This is a genomic window from Pseudoxanthomonas japonensis (genome assembly GCF_010093445.1).
GTDB lineage: Bacteria > Pseudomonadota > Gammaproteobacteria > Xanthomonadales > Xanthomonadaceae > Pseudoxanthomonas_A > Pseudoxanthomonas_A japonensis.
Genome location: NZ_PDWW01000025.1, coordinates 1 through 12,200 on the forward strand (window position 1 = coordinate 1; position 12,200 = coordinate 12,200).

Genomic DNA, 12,200 nt, shown 5'->3' on the forward strand with positions numbered 1-12,200 from the left:
CCGGCATGGGGGCGGGCGCAGGTCTCGGCATGGGCGCCGGGATGACGATGGATCCCGACCGCGATCCCTCGCGCTGACCGCTATTCGTCGATCCAGCGACGCTCCGGTCCCGGACGCTTCGCCAGCTTGCGTTGCAGCGACCGCCGGTGCATGCCGAGCAGGCGCGCGGCGGCCGAGATGTTGCCTTCGGTCTCGGCCAGTGCCTGCTGGATGTGTTCCCACTCCAGCCGGCTGAGCGGCGTCATGGTGTCGTCGGTGGCGCTGGCGTCGTCCGCTGCGCCCGGCACGTCCAGTCCGAGCGCGCGCAGGATCGTCGGCACCGTCGCCGGCTTGGGCAGGTAGTCGTCGGCGCCGCGCTTGATCGATTCCACCGCGGTGGCCACGCTCGCGTAGCCGGTGACCAGCAGGATCTGCATGTCGGCGCGCAGTGCGCGCAGCGGCTCGATCAGGCTCAGGCCGGAGTCGGCGCCCAGTTTCAGGTCCACCAGCGCGAAGTCGGGCTGGTACTCGCGCGCCCGCGCCAGGGCGCTGGCGGCGTCCAGCGCGATCTCGGTCTCGATGCCCTTGCGCGCCAGGCTGCGCTGCAGCGTGCGCGCGTAGAGTTCGTCGTCGTCGACCAGCAGGCCTTTCATGGGATGCCTCTCATCAGGGGGTTTCGTCGGGGCCTGCCACCGGCAGGCGGAACTGCACCTGCACGCCCTTCGGCGGCACGGCGCGCATGGTCATGCGTCCGCCCAGCCGCTCGATGGTGGCGTGCGACAGGGCCAGGCCCACGCCCATGCCCTCGGGCTTGCTGGTGCGGAAGAGTTGTTCGGACTGGAATGGCAGGGCTTCGTGGAAACCGTTGCCGTAGTCGCGCACGGTGCCGACCAGTTCGTCGCCTTCGCAGCGCAGGTCCAGGTCCACGCGTTGCGAGCCGGCCTGGCGGCTGGCGTCGGCGGCGTTGTTCAGCAGCGCCTGCAGCAGGTGGCCGGTGGAGGCATCGGTCGCCAGCCACGGTGGCAGCGCGCCGGTGCGCTGCAGTTCCACCGTCGGCCGGATCAGCTGCCAGCGCTGCACCACGTCGTCCAGGTCCACGCGCAGGTGCACGCCCATGTCGGCCGAGGCGGCGAGCGCGCGCACGCGGTCGCGGCAGACGTCGATCAGCTGGCGCAGGGTGCCGGCGTCTTCCCGTATCTCGGATTCCGCAGCGTGCTCGCGGATGTCCTCGGTCAGCAGCGTCATGGTCGCCAGCGGGGTGTTCAGTTCGTGCGCCACCGCGGCGGCGTGCGTGGCCAGCGCGACGATGCCCTCGTTGCGCGCGAAGCGCTCGCGCAGGCGGGCCAGTTCCTGTTCGCGCAGGCGCAGGGCGGCGACCAGGCGGGTGGAGAAGTACAGCACCACGGCCGCCGACAGCACGAAGTTCACCGCCATGCCCCAGAGATGGACGTTGAAGCCGCTGCCGTGCAGATGGGGCAGCGGGCGACCGAACACCGCCGTCAGGATGTAGCCGAGCAGGCAGGCCACGCCGGTGGCGATCACCCAGCGCAGCGGCAGTGCCAGTGCCGACACCGCGATCAGCAGCAGGAACATCGAGCTGAACGGATTGGCGATGCCGCCACTCCAGGCGACCAGCCAGGACAACACCGCCACGTCGACCAGCATGTGGGCGAAGGCTTCGGCCGCCGTCTCTTCACCCGGCCGCCGGCTGCGCCACGTCGCATAGAGATTGAACAGCGCCAGCGCGCCGATCCCGCCCCACAGCGGCCAGCGCGGCAGGTCGATGCCAAGGGGCCCCAGCGCCACCAGCACCGTCACCGCCTGGCCCACAATGGCGACCCAGCGCAGGTTGCACAGCGTGCGCAGGAACGACGGCGACAGGGTCAGCAGGGTATTCGGCATGCTCCCATGCTAGTGCAAGCGCGCGCGGCGGGCCTGTGGCATGGCGTCGCAGGGGCGTGGACGAGACCGGCCGGTGGCCCACGCTACAATGCCGGCATGCACGACGCCGTCACCCGCCCCACGCCCCCCACCGACGCCGCGCCCTGGCCGCGCCGCATCACCCAGGCCGTCCAGATCGGCAACGCCGTCGTCGGCGGCGGCCGTCCGGTGGTGGTGCAGTCGATGACCAATACCGACACCGCCGACATCGCCGGCAGCGTGAAGCAGGTCGCCGAACTGTGGCGCGCCGGTTCGGAAATGGTCCGCCTGACCGTCAACAATCCCGAATCCGCCGCCGCCATCCCGCGCATCCGCGAGAAGCTGGAGATGATGGGCATCTCGGTGCCGCTGATCGGCGACTTCCACTACAACGGCCACCAGTTGCTGGCGGGCGAGCCGGCCTGCGCCGAGGCGCTGGCCAAGTACCGCATCAATCCCGGCAATGTCGGCTTCGGCAAGAAGAAGGACACCCAGTTCGCCCAGCTGATCGAGTTCGCGATCCGCTACGGCAAGCCGGTCCGCATCGGCGCCAACTGGGGCTCGCTGGACCAGGCGCTGGCCGCGCAGCTGATGGACGAGAACCATGCCCGCGAGGTGCCGTGGGACGCCGGTCGCGTGCTGCGCGAGGCGCTGATCCGCTCGGCAGTGGATTCCGGCGAGCGCGCCGTCGAACTGGGCCTGCCGCGCGACCGCATCGTGCTGTCGGCCAAGGTCAGCGGTGTGCAGGAGCTGATCGCGGTCTACCGCGACATGGCGTCGCGCACCGATTTCGCATTGCACCTGGGCCTGACCGAGGCCGGCATCGGCAGCAAGGGCATCGTCGCCTCGAGTGCCGCGCTGGCGGTGCTGCTGCAGGAAGGCATCGGCGACACCATCCGCATCTCGCTGACGCCGGAACCCGGCCAGTCGCGCACGCAGGAAGTCATCGTCGCGCAGGAACTGCTGCAGACCACCGGCCTGCGCGCGTTCACGCCGATGGTCACCGCGTGTCCCGGTTGCGGGCGCACCACGTCCGAGTTCTTCCAGGAACTGGCCAAGGTCGTGCAGGAGCACGTGCGCGGCAAGATGCCGGAATGGAAGGTCACCCATCCCGGTGCGGAGACCATGACGCTGGCGGTGATGGGCTGCGTGGTGAACGGGCCGGGCGAGTCGCGCCACGCCAACATCGGCATCTCGCTGCCGGGTACCGGCGAGGCGCCGGCGGCACCGGTGTTCGTTGATGGGGAGAAGAAGATCACGCTGCGCGGCGAGAACATCGCGCATGAGTTCGTCGCGCTGATCGACGACTACGTCGAGAGCAAGTACGCGCGTGTCGAAGGCTGAGAGGCTGGCCCAGGGCCGGCGCTTCATCGCCGGCCTGCTGCGCGAGCACAGCGGGCGCCTGGTCCTGCTGTTCCTCTGCCTGCTGGTGCCCTTGTGGGTCTTCGTCGCGCTGGCCGACGAAGTGCATGAGCTGGAAGATTTCTATTTCGATGATGCGTTGCTGTGGCAGGCGCATGCCATGGCGGGTCCGGCGCTGGACCGCTTCTTCGTCTTTATCTCGGCGATCGGCTACCAGTGGGGTGTGGTGCCGGTCGACATCGCACTGACGGTCGGCCTGCTGATCGCGAAACGCTGGCGGGAAGCGACGTTCGCCGGCGTGTCGTTCGCCGGCTCGGCGCTGCTGAACATGGCGACCAAGCAGTTCTTCCAGCGCGACCGGCCGACGCTGTGGGAATCCATCGCGCCCGAGCACACCTTCAGCTTCCCCAGCGGTCATGCGATGGGATCGGCGACGCTGGCGATGGTGGTCGTGCTGCTGTGCTGGCATACGCGCTGGCGCTGGCTGGCGGTCGCCCTGGCGGGCAGCTTCGCGCTGCTGGTCGGCATCTCGCGCATCTACCTGGGCGTGCATTACCCATCGGACATCCTGGGCGGCTTCGCGGCCGGCATCGCGTGGGTGTCGGGGGTTTATCTGCTGCTGTATCGCGTGCGCGGACGGCCGTGGTTGGCCCGGTGAGAGGCGCTGATCGGCGGTTGTAGGAGCGACGTAAGTCGCGACCGCGAGAACGAACCGGTTTGAAAGCGTGCGCGGCAGCTATCTGTCAGCGCTGGCATGCGGCCAGATCGGCCGGCAGGTATGTCGCCGTCGATGGCGTGCGGTCGCGACTTACGTCGCTCCTACAGAGGAGCCGTTCTACGGTGCATACGCCCGCTCGCGCTCTTCCTGCAACCGCTGGCGCAGGTACTGGTCGCGGGTCAGGCCGGCGGGAATCGAGGTCATCGCCATCACCTCGCTGACGACCTGCGCTTCGCGTGTCTTGTACGACTGGAAGCGGGGATCGTTGGCCTGCTGTGCGGCGAAGGCGGCCATGCGCTGGTCGGCATGCGCGCGGTAGCGGTCGGCCATCTCGGCGACCGCCGCCGCTTGTTCGGCGGGATCGTCCACGGTGGCCTTGATCAGCGCGGTGCGCAGCAGCACGGCTTCGCCGGCGGACAGGCCGCCGGCGGCTTCGTAGCGGTCGATCTGCCGCGTCAACGCATCGGCACGTTCGCTGCGCTCGACGGCGCGCAGCGACGGTGCACGAGCGAAGAAATCCTTCGCGTCGGTCTCGAAACGCTGGCGCTCGCGATGCGCCTGCGCCTGCGGTGTGGTCTGCAGTGACGCCAGCGCAGGGGGGGATGTGTCGACCGTGTCGGACGGCGTACGCATCGCGTCCGCCGGCATGCCCGCATCGTCGCGCTTCCACCACAGCACGGCGGCCACGAAGACCAACAACGGCACCAGCAGCGTCAGCAGTTTCTTCATGCGGAACCCTGTTGCGCCGGGACCGTCGAAGCACGACGGTCCCGGGCGTGGACCTCAACCCATCAGCTGGTCGACCAGCCAATACAGCAGGTTGAACGGCTTGGCCTTGTCGGCCTTGTCGTCCTGCTCGCTGGCATCGAGCACCTTGCCCTGGCCGTCGAGCACGCTGTCGATGAAGTGCTTCAGTTCAAGGTTCTGCGCCTGCACGTCGGCGTTCTTGAAGTCGACGATGGTGGTGCAGTGGCTTTCGTTGAGCGCACGGTACTGCGGGAAATAACCGCCGACGTTGTTCAGACCGTTCAGGCGATCACGCAGCCGTGCGGTGTCGGTGTTCCAGCGGGCGTGGATACGCGCTTCCTTGGTCGCCTGATCCGGCGCGTTGGCGATGTCGGGATAGAAGCGCTCGTACGAATACGAGGAATAGTTGAGGTCCTTCCAGAAGTGCGTGTGGCCGAGGCGGTCGTTCGCGTACTTGCTGGACAGCGCCGGATACAGGGTGCCGAGTTCGTTGAGATCGAACTGCGGCAGCCCGCTGGCGAGGTAGGGCAGCGGCCCGTTCGGCTGGTCCAGGCCCCAGGCGCTGCGGATCAGCGCCATCAGCGGCTGCGAGGGGTAGTCGACCGGATTGCCGTTCTTCGGGGTGGGGAAGATCGGGCCGGAATCATCGATCAGGAAGCTGCGCGTCGGCGCCAGGTCGCGCCGCAGCGGGTGGTAGCTGGTCAGGCTGCCGGCGCCGCCGGCGCTGCAGCCGGTGGACAGCATCTGGGTGGGGCGCGGCAGGTTGTCCTTCAGCCAGCTCACAACGGCGCGCACGTTGCGCGCGCCGTTGTGGTGCCAGACCAGCGGCGCGTTCTGCCCGCTCGGGTCGTTGTACACGGCCACTTTGTCGCCGCTGTAGATGTCGCCGGTGCAGTAGGGCACGTAGACCATGTTCCAGCCCTGCGTCTTCACCGACTCGAACGGGCTGACGCGGGTCACGAACGGACTGACCAGGCTGGCGCCCGGATTCAGCAGGCTCATGTAGTCGTCGGGTATGCCGTTCGGATTGCGGGCACCGCGGATGCCGCCTTGGCCGCTGCAACTGGCGTAATCCCAGCACGCGCCACCGCCTTCCATGTAGATGATGGTGTTGCGGGTGTCGGCCACGCGGTTGACGAAGAACTTGAACGGCGAGCCGTCGCCGCAGACCGCGCCGGTCGACGGCGCCAGCTGGATGGTCTGCCAGGCCTCGTAGCGGCCGGGCTGGAAGCCGTCGTTGAAACCGGACGGGTTGGACAGCAGGGGGTAGTTGCCGGTGCGCTGCGCTGCGGTGACCTTGTTGTCGGCCTTCGGCGGCGAGACCAGGTTCACCAGGGTCTGCCAGAAACTGTAGTCGCCTTCCTCGGCCTTGAGCGGCGCCGCGATGGCGAGGGTCAGCGTGGCCGCGGCGAGGGCGAGGGGCAGGCGGGCGGGTCGTACGGGTGCAACCATGATCGGATCCTCCGGCGAGAGTCAGAGCGGACGTTCAACGGGATGGACTGCCTTGGCGTGCGGCGCCTGTGGGGGCGGCCACCGTACGAAGGCGGATGGTGGTGCGTTGATGCGGCACGGAGATTAAGCGCGCGTGATGGCACCGGCTTTGGCTGCGCATGCCCCCGACATTGGCCGCGATGCCCCCCTTCATCTGCGTCGCGGGCCGCCAAGTAAACACAGCGATCCCGCGTCGCAGCACGCGGCGGCGTCTGGTACCTGCGTGCGTGATCGCGGACGGCAACGGATCGTTGCGGGCCGGCGCCTTGCCGTCGCGGGGACATGGGTCGAACATGCCGGCTCGCCGCGACGCGCGGCAGCAGCGACGGGGATCGCGATGCAGGACGTGGTGGACAAGTACGGCGTGCTGCTGGTCTTCGCCAACGTGCTGGCGCTGTCGCTGGGCCTGCCGGTGCCGGCCATGCCCACGCTGGTGCTGGTCGGTGCGGGGCTGGCGCTGCAGCCGGAGGCGACATGGCTGCCGTTGCTGGGCGTGCTGGCGGTATCGGTGGCGGCCAGCCTGATCGGCGACAGCGTGTGGTTCTACGCCGGACGCCGCTACGGCAACCGCACGCTGCAGTCGCTGTGCCGGCTGTCGCTGTCGCGCGACACCTGCATGAAGCACACCGAGCGCTTCTATGGACGGTTCGGCATCCGCGTGCTGTCGGTGGCGAAGTTCATTCCCGGCCTGTCGATGGTGTCGGTGCCGATGGCCGGCGCCATGCAGGCGCGCCTGCCGTCGTTCCTGCGCTATGACGCGCTGGGTGCGGCGTTGTGGGCCGCGCTGGGGCTGGGGCTGGGCGTGGCGTTCTCGCGCCAGGTCGAAACGGTCATCGACACGCTGTCGCAACTGGGCACCGGTGCCGGTGTGCTGGTCGGCGTCGCGCTGGCGGCCTATGTGGGTTGGCGCTGGTGGCGCCGCCGCACGCTGCTGGCGGCGCTGGAGGCGGCGCGGATCGAGCCGTCGGAGCTGGAAGCGTTGCGTCTGGCCGGACAACCCCCGGTGCTGTTCGACATCCGTGCGCCCGGCTTCCGCGATGTCGACCCGTACGTGATCCCGGGCGCCGTGTTCGCCGACGAACGCGAGCTCGGCGGCATCCTGGCGACGTACCCGCGCGACGGCAAGGTCGTCATCTACTGCGCCTGTCCCGATGAAGTGTCGGCCGCCTGGATGGCGGCGAAGCTGCGCAAGGCGGGCTTCCGCGACGTGTTGCCGCTGCGGGGCGGGATCGATGCCTGGCGCGGCGCCGGCTACGGGGTGGAGCGCATCGGCGGCTGAGGCCGTGCGTGCGGGTCAGTGCTCGATGCAGACCCGGTTGCGGCCTTCGCTCTTGGCGCGGTACAGCGCGGCGTCGGCGGCGGCCATCATGCGGCTCACCGTGTCGCGCTCGGGCGTCAGCGCGGCGATGCCGATGCTGACCGTGATCGTCTGCGCTTCGCCGCCGGGCCTGAACACCACGGCCTCCACCGCTTCGCGCAGGCGCTCGGCGAAGCCGTAGGCCGCCTCCGGTCCGCATTCGGGCAGCAGTACCGCGAATTCCTCGCCGCCGATGCGGGCGGCGGCATCGTCGTTGCGCACGTGCCGGCGCACCAGCGCGGCGATCTGCTTCAGCACGTGGTCGCCGGAGATGTGGCCGTAGCGGTCGTTGATCGGCTTGAACAGGTCCACGTCGATGATGCACATGGTCAGTTCGCGCTGATGCCGCATCGCGCGGGCGATCTCCTTCTCCACCGTCTCGATGAAGTGCCGGCGGTTGTACATCTCCGTCAGCGCATCGTGGGTGGCGAGCTGGTAGATCTCCTCGTGGTAGCGCGCCTCCACGCTGCTGTGGCTGATGAACTTGAGGATGCTCTCGCCCAGCGTGATGTGGTCGCCGTCGGCCAGCACCGTTTCGGACACCGGCGCGTCGTTGACGCGGGTGGTGTTGGTGGCGCCGAGGTCGCGCACGCGGTAGCTGTCGCCCTCGCGCCAGAGCTCGCAGTGCAGGCGCGAGACGCTGTTGTGCGGGATGTGCAGGTCGGCTTCCTGCGAGCGGCCGACGCGCACGCGCGCGGTGTCGATGTCGGCGCGCCGGCCCAATCCCTCGCCGTGGATCACCACCACGCACGCGGACCGGTGCGAGGCCGGCCGCGGGCCGTCGCTCAGGATGGTCCGTTGCGTGGTCGGTGGATTCAGGAAGTCCCGGGACATGCGTGCGCGACAGGCTGGTGCGGGACCGAGTGTAACGGATCGGTCGGTCAACTCACGCTTCCGCTACCATGCCCGGGCGCACCGGGGACAGTGGCATGACATCGCAACCTTACGACGACCTCGCACCGACCGAGAGCCTGGCCACGCGCCTGCAGGACGCGCCGACGGCGGCCGACGGCACGCTCGCGCCCGGCGCGCGGCTGGGCCATTACCGCATCGAAGCCCTGCTGGGCCGCGGCGGCATGGGCGAGGTCTACCGTGCCGCGCAGCTGGAGCCGGTCCGCCGCGAGGTGGCGCTGAAGCTGATGCGCGTGCAGCGGCTGCAGGCACGCCATCTTGCCTGGTTCGAAGTGGAGCGGCAGGTGCTGGCGCAGATGCGCCACCCGGCGATCGCCCAGATCTACGATGCCGGCACCACCGGGGAGGGCTATCCGTTCTTCGCGATGGAGCTGACCGACGGCAGCCCGATCACGCGCTACTGCCGCGACCAGCGCCTGTCGATGGATGCGCGCGTGGCCTTGTTCATCCGCGTGTGCGAAGGCGTGCAGCACGCGCACCACAAGGGCGTCGTGCACCGCGACCTGAAGCCCGGCAACCTGCTGGTGGATACGCTCGACGGTCGTCCGGCGCCGAAGATCATCGATTTCGGCATCGCCATGGCCGCGTCGCTGGCCGGCGACGCCGCACTGGAGCGTGCCGGCACGCCCGAGTACATGAGCCCGGAGCAGGCGCAGGGCGATGCGGGCCAGGTCGACACGCGCAGCGACGTCTATTCGCTGGGCGTGGTGCTGTGCGAACTGGTGACCGGCGTGCGTCCGGACGCGGCGGGTGAAACCTGGGCGGCGGAAACATCGACCGCGGTCGCGCCGTCGTCGCGGCTGGCGGCGCTGCCGCTCGAACAGGCCCGGCAGATGGCGCAGGAGCGCGGCCTGTCACTGGCGCGGATGCGCGGCCGGCTGCGGAAGGATCTCGACTGGATCGTGCTGAAGGCCATGCAGCACGACCGCGACGCGCGCTACGACTCGGTCGCCGCGCTGGCCGACGACCTGCAGCGCTACCTCGATGGCCGTGTGGTGACGGCGGTGCCAACGAGTCGCAGCTACGTGTGGCGCAAGTTCCTGAGTCGCCATCGCACCGCGGCCGTTGCTGGCGGTTTCGCGTTGCTCGCGTTGCTGGGCGGACTGGGCGTATCGCTGTACGGGCTGCAGCAGGCACGCATGCAGCGCAGCGTGGCCGAGGCGCGCAGCGCCGAACTCGAGAAGGTCGCCGACTTCCAGCAGTCGATGCTTGAAGGCATCGACATCGAAACCATGGGCGTGGGCTTGTCCGAGGGCCTGGTGCGCCAGGTCGACAGCCTCGATCCCTCGGCTGCCGACGCCTTCGGCGCCACGCTGGCGAAGACCAGCACGAACGACCTGGCGCGCGATCTGGTCGACCGGCAGCTGCTGGCGAATGCCGAGGAGGCGATCACGCGCGACTTCGCCGACCAGCCGGACGTCGCGGCCAGGCTGCGCGAATCGGTCGGCCACGTGTACGCCGCCATCGGCCTGTACGACAAGGCGGCGGCGCATTTCGCGCAGGTCGCCGACTACCGCAGCCGCGTGCTCGGCGAAGGCGCTCAGGACACCTTGCGCGCGCGCAACGACCAGGTGAAGGCGCTGCTCGAGGGCGCCCACATCGACCAGGCCGAGGCCGCCTTGCAGAAGGCGCTGCCGCGCGCGTTCGCGCTGGCGGACAACGACCGCGTGCGGGTCAAGCTGGAACTGGCGCAGGCGCAGGTGATCTCGGCACGCGGCGACCGCCCGCGGGCGAAAGCCGTGGTCGAAGCGGTGCAGGCACGGCTCCTTGCCACTGCCGGTCAGGACGATCCGGCCACGCTGGAAGCCACCAACGACCTTGCCGCCGTGCAGCGCAACCTCGGCGAGCTGCCCGAGGCACGCGCCAACATGGAAACCGTCGTCGCCCGGCGCACCGCCACGCTCGGCGCCGACCACGAAGACACGCTGTCGGCGATGGGCAACCTGGCGGTGCTGCGCATCATGAATCGCGAGAAGGACGCTGCGATCTCCCTGCAGCGCGACCTGACCGACCGCTACGTGCGCAAGCTGGGCAGCGAGCACCCGGTCACGTTGCAGGCGCGCAGCACGCTGGCCACGATGATGACCGACGGCGGCAGCGTGGCCTCGGTGGAAGCCGCACTACCGCTCTTGCGGGACGTGCTGGCCGCGCGCGAGCGGGTGCTGGGTCGCGATCATCCGCAGACGGTCCGCACCCGTCTCAATCTCGCGACGGCCCATGCAAGGCTCAAGGACTTCGCCGCCGCGTTGCCGCTGGAAGAGCAGGTCATCACCGCGCGCAGCCGCACGCTCGGGCCCGGCCATCCCGATACGCTGTCGATCCTCGTCAACCACGCCGGGACGCTGCTCAACGCGGGCCAGGCGGAAGCGTCGCTGCGCCTGCTGGGCGATGTGCAGCCGCTGGCGTTGAAGACCCTGGGCGAGAAACACCCGCAGGCGCAGGCCACGATGGTCATCCGCGCCGAAGCGCTGCGCGTGCTCGGCCGCGTGCCGGACGCGCTGGCCGAGTTCCAGCGCCTGTTCGAACTGCGCAGGCGCGCGCTGGGCGAAACCCACGTGGAGACGCGCACGGCGGCCTGGAACCTGATCGACACCTACCGCGAGCTCGGTCGCCCGGCGGAGGCGGAGCCGCTGTACCGCCAGTACATCGCGCCGTTGCTGGCGGCAGACCCGGAGACGCTGGCCGACGCCGACGCCGAGTTCGTCGAGCGCTACCGTTCGGGCAAGCGACCGGGCAAGCAGACGATCAAGCGCGGCTGACCAGGCGCGGCGATCATTCGCCGGGTTTGGCGCCCGCGCTCGGCGCCTCGGAGGCGGAGCGCCGCGACAACACGGCCTCGCGGTGCGCGATGTAGGCATTCGCGCCGAAGATGATGCCGGCGCCGAGCAGCGTCCACCGGTCCAGGGTCTCGTCGAACAGCAGCCAGCCGAACAGCGCCACGACCGGCAGCTGCATGAAGCTGATCGGCGTGAGCGCAGAGACTTCGCCCAGCTTCAACGCGCGCGTCCACAGCATGTGGCCACTGGTGCCGAGCACGCCGGCCGCGATCACCCACACCCAGGTGATGCCCTGCGGCCATTCCCACACTGCCAGCGCCGGCAACAGCGACATCGGCACCCACAGCAGCGTGGTGTAGATGACGATGCGGTCCGCGGGCTCGGTGTTCGACAGCTGCTTGATCTGGATTGCCACCAGCGCGCTCATCACCGCGGCCAGCACGGCGATCATCGCGTCCACGGTGAACTGCGACGTGCCGGGCCGCACGATGATCAGCACGCCAACGAAGCCCAGCACGACCGCGGTCCAGCGGCGCGCGCGGACTTGTTCGTTGAGCATCGCCGCGGCGGCCAGGGTCACGAACAGCGGCGTGGAGTACGACAGCGAGACCGCCTGTGCCAGCGGCAGGTGCCCGATGGCCCAGAAGCCGGCCAGCATCGAGCAGATACCGATGACGCAGCGGAACAGGTAGCGCGGGAACTGCGTGGTCTTCAGGAAGCCGGGGCCGTGCCGCAGGATCAGCGGTGCCGCGGCCAGCAGGCCGAAGAAGTTGCGGAAGAACGCGATCTCGAACGTGTGCAGCGTGGCCGACGCCAGCCGGATCGCCACCACCATCAGCGCGAAGAACACCGTGCTGCCGAGCATCAGCGCGGCGGCGCGATAGTGGGTGGGAAGGGCCGGCATCAGTGTTCCGGATCCGCCCCTTCCCCCGCGTGC

At 69.4% G+C, this 12,200-nt stretch carries 10 protein-coding genes; 4 read left to right on the plus strand and 6 right to left on the minus strand.

The genetic code is table 11. The annotated features are described in order from the left end of the window. Nucleotides 1-80: 80 nt before the first annotated feature. Entirely contained in the window at nt 81-632 is a 552-nt protein-coding gene (locus CSC78_RS15160) for a response regulator transcription factor (RefSeq protein WP_162338703.1), read from the minus strand. Nucleotides 633-645: 13 nt separating this feature from the next. Then, nucleotides 646-1,881, minus strand: coding sequence for an ATP-binding protein (locus CSC78_RS15165; RefSeq protein WP_162338704.1), 1,236 nt, complete (start codon nt 1,879-1,881; stop codon nt 646-648). A gap of 96 nt (nt 1,882-1,977) precedes the next feature. Between CSC78_RS15165 and ispG the strand changes: the two genes are divergently transcribed. Next, complete coding sequence (gene ispG, locus CSC78_RS15170) at nt 1,978-3,243, plus strand: flavodoxin-dependent (E)-4-hydroxy-3-methylbut-2-enyl-diphosphate synthase (RefSeq protein WP_162338705.1); 1,266 nt, start codon at nt 1,978-1,980, stop codon at nt 3,241-3,243. Further along, a complete protein-coding gene (locus CSC78_RS15175; protein ID WP_238391304.1) occupies nt 3,230-3,919 on the plus strand; it encodes a phosphatase PAP2 family protein in 690 nt (229 codons plus the stop codon). Before ispG ends, CSC78_RS15175 begins: the two co-directional genes overlap by 14 nt. 177 nt (nt 3,920-4,096) lie before the next feature. Here the strand turns inward: CSC78_RS15175 and CSC78_RS15180 are convergent, their stop codons facing one another. Continuing rightward, nucleotides 4,097-4,708, minus strand: a complete 612-nt coding sequence (locus CSC78_RS15180) for a hypothetical protein (RefSeq protein ID WP_162338706.1) — start codon at nt 4,706-4,708, stop codon at nt 4,097-4,099. A 54-nt stretch (nt 4,709-4,762) separates the two neighbouring features. Continuing rightward, nucleotides 4,763-6,178, minus strand: a complete 1,416-nt coding sequence (locus CSC78_RS15185; RefSeq protein ID WP_162338707.1) for a pectin acetylesterase-family hydrolase — start codon at nt 6,176-6,178, stop codon at nt 4,763-4,765. Between the two features lie 376 nt (nt 6,179-6,554). Here CSC78_RS15185 and CSC78_RS15190 point away from each other — a divergent pair, with 376 nt between their 5' ends. Then, entirely contained in the window at nt 6,555-7,496 is a 942-nt protein-coding gene (locus CSC78_RS15190) for a DedA family protein/thiosulfate sulfurtransferase GlpE (RefSeq protein ID WP_162338708.1), read from the plus strand. Nucleotides 7,497-7,511: 15 nt separating this feature from the next. On the opposite strand, the gene CSC78_RS15195 is transcribed toward CSC78_RS15190, so the two are convergent. Beyond that, on the minus strand, nt 7,512-8,408 hold the full coding sequence (locus CSC78_RS15195; RefSeq protein ID WP_162338709.1) for a GGDEF domain-containing protein: 897 nt from the start codon (nt 8,406-8,408) through the stop codon (nt 7,512-7,514). A gap of 95 nt (nt 8,409-8,503) precedes the next feature. Here CSC78_RS15195 and CSC78_RS15200 point away from each other — a divergent pair, with 95 nt between their 5' ends. Next, on the plus strand, nt 8,504-11,245 hold the full coding sequence (locus tag CSC78_RS15200) for a serine/threonine-protein kinase (protein WP_162338710.1): 2,742 nt from the start codon (nt 8,504-8,506) through the stop codon (nt 11,243-11,245). Between the two features lie 13 nt (nt 11,246-11,258). Here the strand turns inward: CSC78_RS15200 and CSC78_RS15205 are convergent, their stop codons facing one another. Beyond that, nucleotides 11,259-12,167 carry a DMT family transporter gene (locus CSC78_RS15205; RefSeq protein ID WP_162338711.1) on the minus strand — a complete coding sequence of 303 codons (909 nt, stop codon included), beginning with the start codon at nt 12,165-12,167 and terminating at the stop codon, nt 11,259-11,261. Nucleotides 12,168-12,200 lie beyond the last annotated feature (33 nt).